This window comes from Agrobacterium sp. 6Ca8, from assembly GCF_055382765.1.
The window spans coordinates 2,280,001-2,297,437 of the sequence record NZ_AP026433.1 but is presented as its reverse complement, the minus strand read 5'-3'; the positions used below and the strand labels follow the sequence as shown (position 1 = coordinate 2,297,437).

At 59.1% G+C, this 17,437-nt stretch carries 16 protein-coding genes (1 of these 16 cut by a window edge); 6 read left to right on the top strand and 10 right to left on the bottom strand.

Annotated features, from left to right (window positions below):
- Positions 1-4 precede the first annotated feature (4 nt).
- From ACZ5A6_RS11340 to ACZ5A6_RS11330, 3 genes are all read left to right on the top strand, one after another.
- Positions 5-778: a thiazole synthase gene (locus tag ACZ5A6_RS11340; RefSeq protein ID WP_113291870.1), complete on the top strand. Its 774-nt coding sequence runs from the start codon at positions 5-7 to the stop codon at positions 776-778.
- Between the two features lie 61 nt (positions 779-839).
- The gene (locus ACZ5A6_RS11335) at positions 840-1,844 is read left to right on the top strand and encodes a P1 family peptidase (RefSeq protein WP_174060507.1); all 1,005 of its coding nucleotides are present in this window, start codon (positions 840-842) and stop codon (positions 1,842-1,844) included.
- 3 nt (positions 1,845-1,847) lie between these two features.
- The gene (locus tag ACZ5A6_RS11330; RefSeq protein ID WP_013636838.1) at positions 1,848-2,246 is read left to right on the top strand and encodes a winged helix-turn-helix domain-containing protein; all 399 of its coding nucleotides are present in this window, start codon (positions 1,848-1,850) and stop codon (positions 2,244-2,246) included.
- Here ACZ5A6_RS11330 and modC read toward each other — a convergent pair.
- The 4 genes from modC to ACZ5A6_RS11310 all read right to left on the bottom strand — a co-directional run bounded on the left by modC (position 2,215) and on the right by ACZ5A6_RS11310 (position 6,258).
- Entirely contained in the window at positions 2,215-3,291 is a 1,077-nt protein-coding gene (gene modC / locus ACZ5A6_RS11325) for a molybdenum ABC transporter ATP-binding protein (RefSeq protein WP_174060506.1), read from the bottom strand. The genes ACZ5A6_RS11330 and modC overlap by 32 nt on opposite strands.
- Complete coding sequence (gene modB / locus ACZ5A6_RS11320; protein ID WP_174060505.1) at positions 3,288-3,995, bottom strand: molybdate ABC transporter permease subunit; 708 nt, start codon at positions 3,993-3,995, stop codon at positions 3,288-3,290. The genes modC and modB overlap by 4 nt, the downstream gene beginning before the upstream one ends.
- Before the next feature lie 56 nt (positions 3,996-4,051).
- Complete coding sequence (modA, locus tag ACZ5A6_RS11315; protein ID WP_174060504.1) at positions 4,052-4,843, bottom strand: molybdate ABC transporter substrate-binding protein; 792 nt, start codon at positions 4,841-4,843, stop codon at positions 4,052-4,054.
- A 131-nt stretch (positions 4,844-4,974) separates the two neighbouring features.
- Positions 4,975-6,258, bottom strand: coding sequence for an NAD(P)/FAD-dependent oxidoreductase (locus tag ACZ5A6_RS11310; RefSeq protein WP_113556182.1), 1,284 nt, complete (start codon positions 6,256-6,258; stop codon positions 4,975-4,977).
- Positions 6,259-6,388: 130 nt separating this feature from the next.
- On the opposite strand from ACZ5A6_RS11310, the gene ACZ5A6_RS11305 reads away from it, so the two are divergent.
- Positions 6,389-7,300: a LysR family transcriptional regulator gene (locus tag ACZ5A6_RS11305; RefSeq protein ID WP_174060503.1), complete on the top strand. Its 912-nt coding sequence runs from the start codon at positions 6,389-6,391 to the stop codon at positions 7,298-7,300.
- Positions 7,301-7,416: 116 nt separating this feature from the next.
- Complete coding sequence (locus tag ACZ5A6_RS11300; RefSeq protein WP_003516842.1) at positions 7,417-7,653, top strand: Lrp/AsnC ligand binding domain-containing protein; 237 nt, start codon at positions 7,417-7,419, stop codon at positions 7,651-7,653.
- A 309-nt stretch (positions 7,654-7,962) separates the two neighbouring features.
- Here ACZ5A6_RS11300 and ACZ5A6_RS11295 read toward each other — a convergent pair whose 3' ends face one another.
- The 3 genes from ACZ5A6_RS11295 to epmA form a co-directional block, all read right to left on the bottom strand.
- Entirely contained in the window at positions 7,963-8,151 is a 189-nt protein-coding gene (locus tag ACZ5A6_RS11295; RefSeq protein WP_003516843.1) for a hypothetical protein, read from the bottom strand.
- Between the two features lie 378 nt (positions 8,152-8,529).
- Positions 8,530-9,594 (bottom strand): lysine-2,3-aminomutase-like protein, encoded by a 1,065-nt coding sequence (locus ACZ5A6_RS11290; RefSeq protein WP_464110941.1) that lies wholly within the window; start codon positions 9,592-9,594, stop codon positions 8,530-8,532.
- Complete coding sequence (gene epmA, locus ACZ5A6_RS11285) at positions 9,591-10,655, bottom strand: EF-P lysine aminoacylase EpmA (protein ID WP_174060502.1); 1,065 nt, start codon at positions 10,653-10,655, stop codon at positions 9,591-9,593. Before epmA ends, ACZ5A6_RS11290 begins: the two co-directional genes overlap by 4 nt.
- Before the next feature lie 250 nt (positions 10,656-10,905).
- Between epmA and efp the strand changes: the two genes are divergently transcribed.
- Complete coding sequence (gene efp, locus ACZ5A6_RS11280; protein WP_003516849.1) at positions 10,906-11,475, top strand: elongation factor P; 570 nt, start codon at positions 10,906-10,908, stop codon at positions 11,473-11,475.
- Positions 11,476-11,586: 111 nt separating this feature from the next.
- Here the strand turns inward: efp and ACZ5A6_RS11275 are convergent, their stop codons facing one another.
- From ACZ5A6_RS11275 to ACZ5A6_RS11265, 3 genes are all read right to left on the bottom strand, one after another.
- The gene (locus ACZ5A6_RS11275; protein ID WP_174060501.1) at positions 11,587-13,029 is read right to left on the bottom strand and encodes an efflux transporter outer membrane subunit; all 1,443 of its coding nucleotides are present in this window, start codon (positions 13,027-13,029) and stop codon (positions 11,587-11,589) included.
- Positions 13,030-13,178: 149 nt separating this feature from the next.
- Positions 13,179-16,268, bottom strand: a complete 3,090-nt coding sequence (locus tag ACZ5A6_RS11270) for an efflux RND transporter permease subunit (protein WP_174060500.1) — start codon at positions 16,266-16,268, stop codon at positions 13,179-13,181.
- A 53-nt stretch (positions 16,269-16,321) separates the two neighbouring features.
- On the bottom strand, positions 16,322-17,437 hold the 3' portion of the coding sequence (locus ACZ5A6_RS11265) for an efflux RND transporter periplasmic adaptor subunit (RefSeq protein WP_003516855.1). Its footprint extends 87 nt past the window's final position; 1,116 of the gene's 1,203 nt are visible here — the last part of the coding sequence; its start codon lies beyond the right edge, outside the window; its stop codon occupies positions 16,322-16,324.

Sequence of the window (17,437 nt, the reverse complement as noted above, 5' to 3'; positions counted from 1 at the left end):
GGCCATGCTGACGCTTTATGGCCGTGAGGTCTCGTCGCGCCTCCTGCTCGGCACGGCGCGTTATCCGTCTCCCGCCGTGCTTGCCGATGCAGTGCGGGCCAGCAACACGGATATTCTGACGATTTCGCTGCGTCGGGAAACGGCAGGCGGCAAGAAGGGTGGCCAGTTTTTTGAGCTGATCCGCGAGCTGGATCGTTACATTCTGCCCAATACGGCTGGCTGCCATACCGTGAAGGAAGCGGTGCTGACGGCGAAGATGGCGCGTGAGGTTTTTCACACCAACTGGATCAAGTTGGAGGTCATCGGCCATCACGACACTTTGCAGCCCGATGTGTTTGCGCTCGTCGAAGCGGCGAAAATTCTCTGCGACGATGGTTTCGAAGTCTTTCCGTATACGACTGATGATCTTGTCGTGGCGGAAAAGCTCCTGGATGCGGGTTGCAAGGTGCTGATGCCCTGGTGTGCGCCGATCGGCAGCGCCATGGGGCCGCTTAATCTGATGGCGCTGAAATCCATGCGGGCGCGTTTTCCGGATGTGCCGCTGATCGTCGATGCCGGTATCGGCCGGCCGTCACATGCGGTGACGGTGATGGAGCTTGGTTACGATGCCGTTCTGCTCAACACGGCGGTCGCGGGGGCGGGTGACCCGGTCGGCATGGCGGAAGCTTTCGCCCGCGCCATTGAGTCAGGGCATCAGGCTTTTGTGGCGGGGCCGCTGGAGCCGAGAGATATGGCCATTCCCTCGACACCGGTGATTGGCACGGCGGTATTTTCCTGATTCACCTTTTGCGTTGACAGTGCCCCGTGGCGGCGGGATACCGGGAGAAAAGGGGAACGGCATGGCGGCACGCAATAATCTTCTGACGGATATCAATGGGATTTTGGTCGGCAATGTCACCGATCTTGCACTCGGCTCCGGCGTCACCGCAATCGTTTTCGAAAAACCCGTAATCGCCTCCGGTTCGGTTCTTGGCGGGGCGCCCGGTGGTCGTGATACCGGCCTGCTCGACCCGGCGATGACGGTGGAAACCGTGGATGCCTTCGTACTTTCAGGCGGTTCGGCCTTCGGGCTGGATGCGGCGGGTGGTGTTCAGGCCGGTCTGCGCGAGATCGGCCGTGGCCTGCAAGTCGGTTCCACCCGTGTTCCCATTGTGCCGCAGGCGATCCTCATGGATCTGCTGAATGGTGGCAACAAGGAGTGGGGGCTGCATTCGCCCTATCGCGAGATGGGCTATGCGGCTTTCAGGTCGGCGCGTGCGGAGCCCTTCGGGCTTGGAACAGTCGGCGCGGGAACGGGGGCGACCACCGCCACCTTCAAGGGCGGTCTTGGTTCGGCAAGCGCTGTCAGTTCCGGCGGTTACAAGGTGGCGGCCATCGTCGCCGTCAATGCGCTTGGCTCGGCAACCGTTGGCACCAGCCGCCATTTCTGGTCTGCGCCTTTTGAAGAGCAGGGCGAGTTCGGCGACTGCGGTTTTCCTGATCGTTTCGAACCGGATCATACCGCGCTTCGTCTCAAGGGCGTCAACCTCACCGCGACTACCATCGGCGCCGTGGTCACCGATGCCGTCCTTACCAAAGCGCAGGCGCACCGCCTTTCCATCATGGCGCATGACGGGCTGGCGCGCGCCGTGCTGCCCGCCCATCTGCCGAGCGACGGCGACACCATGTTTTCGGCTGCGACCGGTGAGAAGCCGCTTGAGGGCGGCGCTCATTTCGCGGAACTCTGCCATCTCGCTACCATCGTTATGGCGCGCGCAGTGGCGCGCGGTGTTTACGAGGCGAAGGCTCTGCCGCAGCACGGTGCGCAGAAAGCCTATCACGATCTTCATGGCCGGGGTTTCTAGCCGATGAGCAATATACATCAGCCACTGAAGCCCGTTCTCCGCATCGATTTTCCGCCCGGAGATCGTCTCGGCCACGGTAAGATCGAGTTGATGGAGCTGATTGTCGAGACCGGCTCGATATCGGCCGCCGGGCGAGCGATGGACATGTCCTATCGCCGTGCATGGCTGCTTGTGGATGCGCTGAACCATATGTTCAGGCAGCCGGTGATCGAATCCCAGCGGGGCGGCAAGCAGGGTGGTGGGGCCGCGCTGACCGCATTCGGTGCCGAATTGCTTGAACGGTATCGCAGCATGGAAAAGCGGATGAATGAGGCCCTGCGCAAGGATATCGACTGGCTTGAGGCCAACCGCAATCCTGATGCCGCCATCACTAATACGGATCGAGAGCCGCCGACTTTATGATCGCATGTACCGGTTTCCCGGGTTCCAGCTGGAGACGTTCGCGCGACAGATCGGTGATACGCGACTGTATAATATCGCCGCCGCAATCCACCTGAACGGTTACCATGCCATCTTCGCTGGCGGAGATACCGGCAATATGGCCTTCGAGGATGTTAAGTGCGCTCAGGCCTTCGGGTTTTGCCGTGGCAAGCATGACGTCACGCGCCGGTATCAGCACGCGTGCCGGGGTGCGGGGTGTTCCTCCTTTTGCTGGAACCTGCAGGAGCGACGAGCAGAGCCTTACGGCAGCAAGCCCGTGCCTTTCATCGAAGCTTTCGATGTGTCCCGAAAGGATGCTGCCCGCTTCTCGTCGCTCAAGATGTGCGCTGAAATCCGACTGTGACAGCACGTCGGCCGCTTTTCCCTGTGCCTCCACCTTGCCGTCCTTCATAACAACTATGCGGTCGGCAAGGCGGGCGACTTCCTGGATGGAGTGGCTGACATAGACGATCGGGATTTTCGTCTCGTCGCGCAGCCGTTCCAGATAAGGGATGATCTCGGCCTTTCGTTCCTCGTCCAGTGAGGCGAGAGGTTCGTCCATCAACAGTAGTCTGGGCGATGACAGGAGTGCGCGGCCGATGGCGACCCGCTGTTTTTCACCGCCGGAAAGTTTGTTCGGACGACGCTGGAGAAGATGGCCGATGCCAAGCATGTCGATAATGCGGTTTTCATTCGCCCGCTCAGCTTTTTCCGTAGCGAACCATTTGCCATAGTTCAGGTTCTGGGCAACGCTGAGATGAGGAAACAGCCGCGCTTCCTGAAAAACATAACCAAAATGGCGCCTGTGCGCCGGCAGGAACAGGCGCTTTCCGCTATCGGCCAGCACTTCGCCATCGAGCGATACCTGACCACTATCTGGCCGCAACAGACCTGCGATGATGCGGATCATCGAGGTTTTGCCGGAGCCGGAGCGTCCGAAAAGCGCCGTGACGCCGCCATCAGAGGTGAATGACGCGTTGAGTTCGAAGGAGCCGAGGCGGTGGCGGGTGGAGACAGAAAGCGTCATTCCATGCTCACCCGTTTGCCGATGATGCGGGCCAGAAACTCCGAGACGAGCAAGGCCAACATGGAAATCACGACGGAAACGATGGTCAGCCGCAATGCGCCTGCATCGCCGCCCGGAACCTGCGTGAAAGTGTAGATGGCAGCGGACAGCGTCTGGGTTTCGCCGGGAATATTGGAAACGAAGGTGATGGTCGCGCCGAATTCGCCCATGGCCTTGGCGAAAGCGAGGATCATGCCTGCGATGATGCCGGGCAGGATCAGGGGAAGCGTGACGGTGAGGAACACCCATAGGGGGCTTGCACCCAGGGTTCCGGCCGCCTCTTCCAGCTTGTTGTCCACCGCTTCGATGGAGAGGCGGATGGAGCGCACCATCAGCGGAAACGCCATGACGGCGCATGCGAGCGCCGCCCCCGTCCAGCGAAAGGAAAAGACGATGCCGAACCAGCTGTCGAGAAACTGGCCGATGGCGCCTCTGCGGCCGAAGAGGACGAGCAGTAGAAAGCCGGTGACGACGGGCGGCAGAATGAGCGGCAGGTGGACAATGCCATTGAGCAGCGACTTGCCCCAGAAGCGCCCGCGCGCCAGCGCGACGGCAACCGCAATGCCGAAGGGCAGGCTGGCGAACATGGCGATGGAGGACACCCACAGGCTGAGCCTGATCGCCGTCCATTCTTCAGGGCTGAGTGTCCACCAATGCAAAGCCATATCCTACAATCGTCATCTCTCGCGGTCCCATACGGGATGGGACCGCAAAACGCAGTTTATTTCAAAACGGTAAAGCCTTGCTTTTCGAAGAAGGGCGTAGCCTTGGCGGACTTCAGGAAATCCAGATAGGATTTTGCCGCCGGAGATTTTGCTTCCGAGAGAATGGCGACGGGGTAGATGATCGGCGGATGGCTGTCTTCCGGGAAGGTGCCGACGATCTTCACGCCCGGATCGGCGGCCGCATCGGTCTGGTAGACGATGCCATAGGGCGCTTCGCCGCGCGACACGAGCAGCAGCGCTGCGCGCACGCTTTCCGCGCCGGCGACTTTCTTTTCCACGGATGACCAGACGCCGAGCTTTTCCAGCGCAGCCTTGCCGTATTTACCCGCCGGAACGGAATCGACCGCACCCATGGCCAGTCGGCCATCGCCCACCAGTCCGGCGAGATCGAAGTCCTTCTTGATATCGACCGGCTTGGTCTTGTCGGCCGGGGCGACGAGAACGATGCGGTTGCCAAGAAGATTGGAGCGGCTTTCGACGTCGATCAGCTTCTTTTCGGCAACATAATCCATCCAGGCGAGGTCGGCGGAAATGAAGATATCCGCCGGTGCACCCTGCTCGATCTGTTTGGCGAGTGCGGAGCTTGCGGCGTAGGACACGGTCGCTTCATTGCCGCTTTCCTTCGCCCATTCAGCATTGATCGCATCAAGTGCGTTTTTCATGCTCGCGGCAGCAAACACCGTGACTTTTTCGGCGGCATGGGCGGGAACCACCGCAAAGGATGCCGCCACCCAGAAGGATGTTGCTGCGGCGATGGTTTTGAAGAAGGTGCGGCGTAAGAGTCTCATGGTGTGTTCCCCCGGTTCGAGATATCCTGATGAATATATCGATAGGCCTATAGGGCAATCATTATATTTTCAAGAATATATCGATGCCGTTTAAAAAAGCCGCCACGACCGGCGGCTTTCGGCCTGGTTGATCAGAAGCGTTCACCGGCGAAATGAGCGATCTGTGCGCCCGCCTCGTAATATGCTTCCTTCACTGCCCGGAAGGCCTGCGCTTTTGGTTCGGTCACGGGAAGAGGCAGGTCGTTTTCGGCGATATCACCGAGAATATGTTGCGCAATCACCTTGCCGAAGGCAGTACCGGGTGCGATGCCGCGGCCATTATAACCGGAAAAACCGACGACATTTTCCGCGAATTTATGGAAACGCGGCACGGCATTGTCCGTCATGCCGATCTGGCCGTACCATTCGCATTCGAATTCCGTCTCTCCCAGTTGCGGGAAAAGCCGCTTCAGCGATCGTTTGGCCCATGCCCGGTGAATGGCGGCACCCGTGCTGCGCAAGGCGCCGACGCTGCCGAAGACCAGCCGACCCGCTTTGTCCATGCGGAACGAGGAGAGGATTTCCTTTGTATCCCAGCAACCTTCTCGGTTCGGCAGGATACTCTTTTGCAGATTGTCGCTAAGCGGTCTGGTCGCGAAGTTGAAGTAGGGCAGGTAGGTCTGTTCGTCGCGGACGATCTGCCACGGCCCGGTGCTGTAGGCTTCGGTGGCGACGACGATCCAGTTGGCGGTCACCGATCCCTGCGGTGTTTTTACCACCCATTTTCCGCCGCTGCGTTCGGTCGACACGACGGGGCTGGCGGTGTGCAGCCGTGCTCCTGCCTTTTGCGCGGTGGCAGCCAGACCACGAACATAGGCAAGCGGCTGAAGCGTGCCCGCGCGCGTATCGAAAAGTGCGCCGGAATAGGCGGTGCTGCCGGTGTGTCTTGCCGTTTCATCGGCATCGAGAAGGCGGACGGGAGCGCCTCTGGCTGCCCATTGTTCGCAGCGCTCGCGAATTTCGGCGAGCCCTTTTTCACCGACGGCGCAATGCAATGTGCCATTCTTTTCGATCTCGCAGGGAATCGCGTGTTTTTCCACCAATTCGCGCACCAGCAACGGCGCATCACCCAGAAGGCTGAGAAGCCGTTCCCCGTAGGTTTCGCCCAGCACGCCGGGCAACTCCCTCGGCATGACCCACATGCCGCCGTTGATGAGACCGACATTGCGGCCGGCGCCGCCAAAGCCGATTTCCCTGGCTTCGAGAAGAACGACATCCATGCCCTTTTCAGCAAGATGAAGGGCGGCGGATTGTCCGGTGAAGCCGCCACCGACAATCACCACATCGGCAACCGCCTCGCCTTGCAGAGCAGGCGTTGCGGGCGGCTGCGGCGCGGTCTTTTCCCAGAGGCCGTGCGAGCGGGGATCATTATACATCGTTCCACCATTTTCCGGGCGAGTTCATTTGTTTTCCGTATGAGTGACAAGCCCTTGTTTATGAGACTTTACAAGCGGCCTTACCTGTTGAATATCGACATATCGTCAAGAGTTCATTCCGTGAGGGAATATGGTTCTGCCGCCTCGGCGCTTCTTACCGTCGCTTTCACTTCTTGCGGCCTTTGAAACCGCCTCGCGCACGGGCAGCGTGACCGCGGCTGCGAGAGAACTCGGGCTTACTCAAGGCGCGGTCAGCCGGCAGATCCTCGCGCTTGAGGAGCAGCTTGGCGTGGCGCTGTTTCTGCGCGAGCGGCAGACAATCCGGCTTACCCGGGCGGGGGAGGGTTATGCGCGGGAAATCCGGGAGGCCCTGCGGCGAATATCGACCGCGTCGCTCAATCTGCGCGCCAATCCGGATGGCGGCACGCTCAATCTCGGTGTTTTGCCAAGCTTTGGTACGCGCTGGCTGGTGCCGCGTCTTCCCGATTTCATTGCCCGACATCCGGGCGTTTCTGTCAATCTTCTTACGCGTTCGTCGCTGTTCGATTTTCGAACTGATACAGTCGATGCGGCGATTCATTTTGGTTTGCCGCATTGGCCAGGTACCGAACTCGTTTTTCTGATGCATGAAACAGTCATACCGGTGTGCAGTCCCGCTTTCAGGGAGCGCTACGGGCTTTCACAGCCGGGCGATCTGCTGCATGTGCCGCTGCTGCACATGACGACCCGGCCGGACGCCTGGGAACAATGGTTTCGCAGCCATGATGTGGTTTTCGACAATGTGCATGGCATGCTTTTTGATCAGTTCACGACGATTGCCGAGGCGGCGAGTGCCGGGGTCGGGGCATCGCTCATTCCGTCCTTCATGATCGGGGAGGAGTTGCGAAGCGGCCGGCTTGTCGCGGCGGTTACCGGCGAGGTGGAGAGCGAAGAGGCCTATTATCTCGCCTGCATGCCGGATCGCGCCGGTTACGCTCCGCTTGAAAGTTTTCGAAGCTGGATCGTTTCTCAGGCCGCGATCGGAGTTGGTAGCAGCGGATGAGACTTTTCTGCCTAAACCGGCAGGCGGTCTTGCAAGACCGGCGCGGCTAAGCCAATAGTGCGCCATGACGCATGGCGAAGAGCCACGCACCACAAGTTCCAATACGGGAGATGTCCGTGAAGCCCATTTTTGTCCAGCTTCAATGCGAGCCCGGCAAGACCTATGATGTCGCCGATGCCATCTACAAAACGGAGCTGGTTTCCGAGCTTTATTCCACCAGCGGCGAATATGATCTGATGCTGAAGATCTATCTTCCGCAGGAAGAGGATATCGGCAAGTTCATCAACCAGAACATCGTCAATATTCCAGGCATCGTTCGCTCGTTGACGACGCTGACCTTTACCGCGTTCTGAAGCGCGTCTGGGCGGCGAGAGAGTCTTTTCAGCCCTGGGATCTGGGCTGGCTGGATTCCTGTGACAAGCACAGAAACCAGGAGAGGTGGGAGCTCTAGGAGCGCGTGGCTTTTGCACTCTAATCCGGATTTGAAAAAGCTATTTCACCTTAGTGCAGGGCGTATTGATACACCCCGTCGTGGTTTATGACAGACCAGTGGACGAATTGTCAGGCAATAGAAAAGCGCGCCATCGACCCGGTATTCGGGATCCGATATTGGGCGCGCTTTGGTTTTGAAAGGTCCGTGAGCGGGTGATGGGTTTCCCGCATCAGGCCGCGGCCAGGTTCCGGCTGCGCACGAGATTGCGAATTGCAATCCGCACATCGTCGGCGCTGTCGAACTTCTGTTCGTCCAGGTCGTGGACGTGGAACTTCACCGCGATGAACTTCAGCCGGTCGTTGTCCGGTATGACGATGCCGACGGGTTCGCCAGCGAATTCAATAACTTGCTTTTGCATAGGTATACTCCCGCTGTGGCTCATTAACACAGCATGTCGTCGAACTGATTTTCAGAAAATTGAGACCGTCAGGTCACATTCGACAGCAGCGGGAACACGTGGATTTAAATCCAGCATTCCAGGACTCAAGACCAAGGATTGCGTTGATGCGAATATATTTTGACATGACACACTCCCTGTATTGGTGTTGATCCGGAATCAGGAGACTCGCTCTCCAGTTCCACACTGATAATCCAGACCACCATTAAAATCAATGCTGATTGTTATAGGTAGAATATTTTTCTTTATGATGACAGGAGGGGGGCGGAAATGTGAAATTTTTGTTTTCGTTCGACGCCGCTTTGAAAAGCCCGGCACGGCGGGCTTTTTATGCTTTTTTTAATCGTCGCCGGATGCAGGCGGTGGGTAAATATGATCGTTTCCGTTGAAGTCCGAGACGGAGTAGCAGCCATCGCGGGTTTTTTCGGCCGCATTCGGGCCGATCGTGGCCTTGCCGTGACCGCCCGGAATGTCGAGGACGTAGGTCGGCTGGCAAAGACCGGAGACATGCCCGCGCAAGGCGGAAACGATTCGCTGACCTTCTTCTATCGTCAGCCGGAAATGGCTGGTGCCGGGCGCAAGGTCGGGGTGGTGCAGGTAGTAAGGCTTGATACGGTTCTCGACAAAGGCGCGCATCAGTTCGACGAGAATTGCCGAATCATCGTTGATGCCCTTCAAAAGCACGGTCTGGCTGACCATGGCGATGCCGGCATCGATCAGCCGCGCGCAAGCACTTCTGGCTGCTTGCCCAAGTTCGCGTGCGTGGTTGGCGTGCAGGGCCACATAGGTGGTTTTGCCGCTGGCCTTCAATGCCTCGATCAGCGGCCCGTCGATTCGTTCGGGATCGACGACCGGCACACGGGTGTGGAAGCGAACGATCTTGACGTGCGGTACGTCTTTCAGCCGCGTCATCAGGTCGGACAATCGCCGCGCCGAGAGTACCAGAGGATCGCCGCCGGTGAGGATGACCTCCCAGATGGCCGGGTTGGCTTTTATATAGTCGAATGCGGCGTCCAGCTCTTCCGGGCTCATCATGCCGTTGCCCTGCGGCCCGACCATTTCGCGGCGGAAACAGAAACGGCAATAGACGGGGCAGACATGCACCGCCTTCAAGAGCACCCGGTCCGGGTAACGGTGGACGATGCCATGGACGGGACTATGTGCAGCGTCGCCGATCGGATCGTCCCGTTCTTCGGGAAGGTGGACGAGTTCGGCTAGGTCCGGCAAGAATTGCCGCGCGATGGGGTCCTGCGGATCGCCGCTGTCCATCAGATCGGCCATTGTCGCTGTGATGGCTAACGCGTAACGCTGCGTCACCGCGCGCACGTCCTCGAGCGCCTCGGTCTTGATCAACCCTGCCTCAACAAGTGCTTCGGGTGTCTTGATGGTTTCAAGCCTTGTCATCGTCCGTATTCCGCGACGGGTGCCCACATGACCAGATCGATTCGGGGCGCGCCGGTTGCCAGCATCACCAGTCGGTCGAAACCGAGTGCTATGCCGCTTGCCGGCGGCATGATCGCCAGCGCCGCCAGAAAATCCTCGTCCAAAGGATAGGTCTCGCCGTAAACCCGCTGCTTCTCAACCATCTCCATTTCGAAACGCCGTCTCTGCTCAGCAGCGTCTGTCAATTCGCCAAAGGCATTGGCAAGTTCCACGCCACACGCATAAAGCTCGAACCGTTCCGCCACCCGCGCATCCCCAGGCGATTTGCGGGCAAGCGCAGCCTGGATTGTGGGATATTCATCGAGAATGGTGGCGCGGCCGAAGCCCAGTTCTGGTTCCACCCGCTCCACGATAACGCGGCTGAACATATCCGCCCAGGTGTCGTCCCTAGCCACACGAATTCCGGCATTGGTGAGGCTTGCGGCGAGGTGCTGGCTATCCGTCTCGCCGTTTCGGTCAATCGTCGCCAGAAGATCAATTCCCGCATAGCGATCGAAGGCTTCCGCGACGCTCAGACGTTCCGGTTCGAGGAACGGATCGACGCTGCGGCCACGATAGGTGAAATTGTTTGTTTTGGCGGTTTCTGCCGCCAGCGCCAGAAGATTGGCGCTGTCCTTCATCAGGATCTCGTAGGTTTCTCCGACCCTATACCATTCCAGCATCGTGAATTCTGGGTGGTGCAGGGGGCCTCTTTCCCGGTTTCGATAAACGTGGGCGAAACAGAAAATGCGTTCTTCACCGGCCGCGAGCAATTTCTTGCAGGCGAATTCGGGCGAGGTGTGGAGATAGAGCGGAGCGGCGTCGCCGGCTGGCGTCAGTCCCTGGGTGGCGAAGGCATGCAGATGTGCCTCGTTGCCGGGAGAAATCTGCAATGTGGCGGTGTCGACCTCTAGAAAGTCCGCGCGCGCGAAATAGCTGCGAAATTCCGACTGGATCGCGTTGCGTCCAAGCAGAAAGGCGCGGCGGTCGGCATGGACGTCGGGCGTCCACCAGGGCGACATTGTCTCGTTGCTTGAGCCCATCTCTTTTTTCTTTTCCGTCTTACCTGCTGGCCTTGTTACGGATAAACGGCCCGCAAAACGCCTGATCGCATCATTTAAAGCAATTCCGGGCGGAAAACCGCTAGGCACTCTTCCGCGAATTGCTGTAGAAGGCTGGCAATTCGCGCGGATTTAAGGTAGTTGCGCCCCAGAAAAAAGACAAAACGTCTGCCGGGCCGGTGCTATCGCGCAGTCCTTTACGACGCATTTCATCGAGTTACAAGGAAGTCATATGGTCAAGGTTATCGCCTCATCCGTCCGCAAGGGCAATGTTCTCGACGTGGACGGCAAGCTCTACGTTGTTCTCACCGCGCAGAACTTTCACCCGGGCAAGGGCACGCCGGTCACGCAGGTTGACATGCGCCGCATCGTTGACGGCGTGAAGGTCTCCGAGCGCTGGCGCACGACCGAACAGGTTGAGCGTGCTTTCGTCGAAGACCTGAACTTCCAGTTCCTTTATGAAGACGGCGAAGGCTTCCACTTCATGAACCCGGCAAACTACGATCAGGTCGTTGTCGATGTTGAGACGATGGGCGACCAGAAGGCCTATCTGCAGGAAGGCATGACCTGCGTTCTTTCCATTCACGAAGGCAATCCGCTGGCTGTCGAACTGCCGCGCCACGTCACGCTTGAAATCGTCGAAACGGAACCGGTTGTGAAGGGCCAGACGGCTTCTTCTTCCTACAAGCCGGCAATTCTTTCCAACGGCATCCGCACCATGGTGCCGCCGCACATCGACGCCGGTATCCGCGTGGTCATCGCGACGGAAGACAATTCCTACGTCGAGCGCGCCAAGAACTGAGCCTGACGGCAGGTTAAACAAAAAGCACCGGGCGACCGGTGCTTTTTTGTGTCTGGAATACAAAAAAGCCCGCGTCTCGACGCGGGCTTTTCATTTGCCTTGAGGCGTTTCTTACATGCCCTTTGCAGCGGCCACGGTTGGGCCGGCGGACTTCTTCGGGACAGGCTGGCCAACGGCATAACCGCCACCGAGAGCCACGTTGAGCGAGACATAATCCTGCGCGGTCGTCTGGATCGCCGTTGCAAGGTTTGCCTGCGCATCGGAGACCGACCGCTGGGCATCCAGAACGTCGAGCAGAGACGACGCACCGTCACGATAGCTGGCTGTCGAGAGCTGCAGCGCTTCCTGGTAGGATGAGACAGTCTTTCTCAGCGCGTCGACGGTACGCTGGTCGCGATTGATGGCGGCCAAGGCGTTTTCGACTTCTTCAACCGCGTTGAGAACGGTTGCCTTCCAGACGAGATATTGCTCGCGTGCTTGCGAGTTCGCGATGTCGACATTGGCGCGCAGTCTGCCACCATCGAGGATCGGGAGAGTGAGGCTCGGACCGAAGGACCAGCTATTGGCCGTTCCCCTGCCGCCGCCACTCAGGAAATTGTAGCTCGGGGTGATCGCGCCACCAAGCTCGATGCTTGGATAAAGCTGTGCCTCGGTTACACCGATCGTGGCGACCGCAGCGGCGAGATTGCGTTCAGCGACGCGGATGTCCGGACGGTTGCGGATCAGGTCGGCCGGGATGCCGGTGCGGGGAACAGCGCGCGCAACAGGCTGGCGTGCGCCCTTCTGCAGCTCGGTGATGAGCGACGAGGCCGGCATGCCGAGCAGGGTCGCGATGCGGTGGGCTGACTTGCGGAAGCTGGTTTCGAGACCGGGTATCTGCGACAGCGTTGAATTGACCAGACCTTCGGACTGGACGACATCGAGACGCGAGGCCGCACCCGCTTCGAGCTGCAGCTTCGTCAGATCGAGCGTTTCGCGGCGTGAACTCAGGTTCTGGCGGGCAATCGCCAGGCGCTCCTGATAATAGCGCACGTCGATATAGGCCGCGGCGACTGAGGAAATCAGCGTCAGGCGCTGAACGTCGACGGTGGAGTACGCGGCGTCAAGCGAAGCATCGGCGCTTTCCGTTGCCCGGCGATAGCGACCGAAAAGGTCGAGGAACCAGGAAATGCTAAGGCTGCCGTTTGATACGTTGGTGACGGGAACGTCACGGTAGCTGCCCTTGGTCTCGCTGGTCGTGTGGCTGCCACTGCCAGTCAGGCTCGGCAGGCCGCCGGCGCCGTCCACGATCACCTGGGCCTGCGCCTGATTGATGCGCTCGATTGCCTGCATCACGGTGAGGTTCTGCGCAAGGCCAGTGGAGACGTAACCGTTCAGGCGGTTGTCGTTAAAGGCCGTCCACCATGCAACGCTGCTGATGTCGCCATTACTGGTTTTTCCGGCTTCCGCGAACTTTCCCGGCAATTGAATTTCCGGCGTCTTGTGGTCGGGTCCGACAACGCAGCCCGAAAGCAGTAGCATTGTCAGGGGAATAGTAGCGCGAATAGACAGCATATAATTTTCCCAATTCTCTGGTTGGCTTACCAAGCGCGGCTTGCTGACAAATGGGCTGCGCGGTCGATATGCCCTAGAAACGTGCGTTTGCCAAATCGGCCATATTTCTAGCAGCGTATTAACGGTTGGCACAGCCCATTTTTGTTTTGTTAACGCCTTGAAAGGCGACGAATGATGACGAAAAAGGACGGAACGAAGAAAATTCCGAGCAGTGTTGCAGAAAGCATACCACCCAGCACCCCGATACCGATTGCATTTTGCGCAGCGGAACCCGCTCCGGTTGCGATCGCGAGAGGCACGACGCCGAGGATGAAGGCGAGCGACGTCATGATGATCGGGCGCAGGCGCAGCTTCGCCGCCTCGAGTGCCGCCTCCACCAGACTTAACCCGTGCTCCTGCCTCTCCTTGGCGAATTCAACGATCAGGATCGCGTTTTTCGCGGCAAGGCCGATGGTCGTCAGCAGGCCCACCTTGAAGTAGACGTCGTTCGTCTGGCCGAAGAAATGGGCCGCAGTCAAAGCGCCGAGGACACCCACCGGGACAGCCAGAATGACCGAGAACGGGATCGACCAGCTTTCATAAAGGGCAGCCAGGCAAAGGAACACGATGAGAACCGACAGCGCGTACAGCATGGGCGCCTGCGAGCCGGAAAGGCGTTCCTGATAGGAGATGCCCTGCCATGCCACGGTGTAGCCGCCTGGCATGCTTGCCGTCAGACGTTCCATCTCGTCCATGGCTTCGCCGGAAGCAATGCCCGCGCCGGCGGTGCCTTCAAGCGAGATCGCGCCCGTACCGTTGTAGCGTGCCAGTGACGGCGGCGCGTTGATCCACTTCACCTCGCTGAAGGAGGAGAAAGGTACCATTTCGCCGCTGGTGTTGCGGGCATACCAGAACTTCAGGTCGTCCGGCTGCATGCGATAGGGTGCATCGCCCTGAACATAGACCGGCTTGAGCTCACCGTTCAGGGTGAAGTCGTTGACATCCCGGCCGGCAAAGATCGTCGACAGCATCAGGTTCACGGACGAAAGATCGACGCCCATGGCCCCCATCTTTTCCTGATCGAGAATGATCTTCATCTGCGTTTCGTTGTCCTGGCTGTCGCTTCGCAGAGAGCTGATTTTTGGATTGCTTGTTGCAAGCGCAATCAGGTCCTTGGAGGTTGCGGTCAGAGCGTCGGTGCCGTTGCGGCCGCTATCCACGAGATACATGGAGAAACCGCTCGACGTGCCCATGCCCTGAATTGCCGGCGGCAAAAGCGGGAATACCTGTGCATCGCGGAAGCCGAAGAACGTACCCATTGCCCGCTGCACAATGGCGGCGGCGTGTTGATCGGGTGCGGTTCGCTCGGAAAAGTCCTTGAGCTTGGTGAAGACGATCGCGTTGTTCTGACCCGAACCGCTGAAGCTGAATCCAAGCACGCCGAAAACCGATTCGACATTGGCTGCTTCTTTTTCACGGAAGTAGCTCTCGACCTGTTTTACCACCTCGTTGGTGCGTTCGATGTTCGAACCGGTCGGTGTCTGGATGATCGTCAGCAGCACGCCCTGATCTTCCTGTGGGAGGAAGGAGCTTGGCAGTTTGGTGAAGAACCAGGCGCAGCCGCCGACGACGATCAGGAAAAGAATCGTCACGCGCAGTGGCCGTTTCAGCAGATAGCCGATCGACGAAACATAGCCGTCCGTCGTCTTGCCGAAGCCGCGGTTGAACCAGGCACCCGGTCCACGCTGCTTTTTGGTATGGTCGATGGGCTTCAGCATTGTTGCGCACAGCGCCGGCGTCAGAACGATGGCGACCACCGCCGAAAGCAGCATGGCCGAAACGATCGTGATCGAGAACTGGCGATAGATGATACCAGTCGATCCGCCAAAGAAGGCCATGGGAATAAACACGGCGGTCAGGACGAGCGCGATGCCGATGATGGCGCCGGTTATCTCGCCCATCGATTTTTCCGTCGCCTCGACCGGCGACAGGCCCTCTTCCGACATGATGCGCTCGACGTTTTCAACAACGACGATGGCGTCATCCACGAGAAGGCCGATCGCTAGAACCATGGCAAACATGGTCAGCGTGTTGATGGAATATCCGGTGACTGCGAGGATGCCGAACGTGCCGAGGAGCACGACGGGCACGGCGATCATCGGAATGAAGGTGGCGCGCAGGTTTTGCAGGAAGACCAGCAGCACGACGAAGACGAGGATGATCGCCTCGATCAGCGTATGCACCACTTTCTCGATCGACAGCTTCACGAAGGGTGTCGTGTCGTAGGGATATTCGATCGAGACGCCTGCAGGCAGCGAGCCCTCAACGGCGGTAAGTGCGGACTTGACACGTGCTGCAGTATCGAGCGCGTTGGCGCCCGTGGCGAGGTTGACCGCGAAACCGGCGGAAGGACGGCCGTTCGAGCGGGAATCACCGCCATAGGTTTCCTGGCCGATTTCGATGCGGGCCACGTCGCTCAGGCGAACGGTTGCGCCGTCCTTCTCAACCTTCAATATGACCGATTCGAAATCGGCGACGGTGGTGAGCTGGCTCTGCGCCGTCACCGTCACATTGAGCTGCTGGCCCTGGACGGCGGGAACGGCACCGAGGGAGCCGACCGAAACCTGGGTGTTCTGGCTTTCGATGGCGCCGGTGACGTCATCCGTGGTCAGCTGGTATTTGTTGAGCTTGAACGGGTCGAGCCAGATGCGCATCGCATATTCGGAACCGAAGACGTTGATGCTGCCCACGCCTTCAAGGCGCTTGATCTGGTCTTCAACGCGCGAGGAGAACACGTCGCCGAGATCGGCCGAATTGCGCTTGCCGTCCGTCGATATCAGCGCACCCACCATCAGAATGCTCGATGTGGAGCGGCTGACCTGAATACCGCGCTGCTGCACGGTGTCGGGCAATTGCGACTGCACGAGCTGCAGCTTGTTCTGCACCTGAACCTGCGCGATGTCAGGCAGGATGCTGTTGCCGAAGGTCAGCGTCACTTCGGCGCTGCCTGTCGAGGAAGACGAGGTCATATAGGTGAGGTCGTCGAGGCCGGTCATGCCGTCCTCAATGATGGTCGTCACCGATTTTTCGACCGTCTCCGCGCTAGCGCCGTTATAGGTTGCGCTGACGCGGACCGTCGTTGGGGCAATATCGGGATATTGCGAGATGGAGAGCGTCACAATTGCCAGAGCGCCGCCCAGCATGATGACGATGGCGATAACCCATGCAAAAACGGGGCGCCTGATAAAGAAATGGGCCATGGCAGTCCTGCCTTACCTTTTACGAGCTTCGACCGAGGGTTTCGTGCTCATGTTTATTTCGAGGGGGCGGCGGCAGGCGGAGCTTGCTGCGGCAGAACGACGATACCGCGATCGTCGATGGTCACTTCCACGGGCGCGACCGTCGCGCCGTCGGCAATCCACTGGAAGCCGTCAACGATGAGTTTGTCGCCATCCTTGACATTTTCCGTCACCAGCCAAGCATTGCCCGACTGCTGGCTGGACGGGAAGGTGCGCGTTTCCACCTTGTTTTCCGCGGTGACAAATTTTGCGGTCAGTTCGCCATTGGCGTTCCGGCTCGCTGCGCGCTGCGGGATGCGGAAACCCGTTTCCTTACCGATGGTCAGCGTTGCGCGAACATAGGTGCCGGGAAGCAGAAGATCGTCCGGGTTATCGAAGAGAGCACGGATGGAGAAGGTGCCCGTGGTTTCGCTCACCGCCATGTCCGACATGTCGATCTTGCCGTCATGCTTGTATTCGGTGCCGTCTTCCAGCGTCAGGTGAATGCCGGTTTCCTTGGTATCGCCGCCGAGCTGGCCCGACGAGATCGCCTTTTTCAGACGCAGAAGATTGATGCTGGATTCCATCAGATCGATGTAGATCGGATCGATGCGGCGCAGCGTCGTCAAAGCCGTCGTCTGGTTTGCCGTCACCACGTTCCCGATGCTGAAAGCGGTAGCGCTGGTGATGCCATCGAAAGGCGCGCGGACCTTGGTGAGATCGAGATTGATCTCAGCCGTTTCCAGCGCAGCCTTGGTCTGGGCCACGTCGGCTTCGGCCTGAAGCAGCGTCACCTTGGCGTTTTCATATTCGATCTGCGTTGCGCCGCTGTTGACCAGCCGCTCGTAGCGGGCAAGATTCGCCTGGGCGCTCGGAACGCTTGCTTCGGCTTTCGCCACGCTTGCCTTGGCCTGTGCCACTTCTGCCAGATAGGTGTTGTCTTCAATCTGGTAGAGAATGTCACCCTGCTTGACCTCGCTGCCTTCCTTGAAGGGAATGTCGCGGATGATGCCAGTGACGCGCGGGCGGATTTCCGCCGTCTGGAACGCGCTTGCGCGGCCGGGAAGAACGGTGGTCAGGGGATATTCGCTCGTCTTCATCACAATGATGCTGACCGGAGACGGGGGACGCGCGGCGCCCTGGCCGGCGGT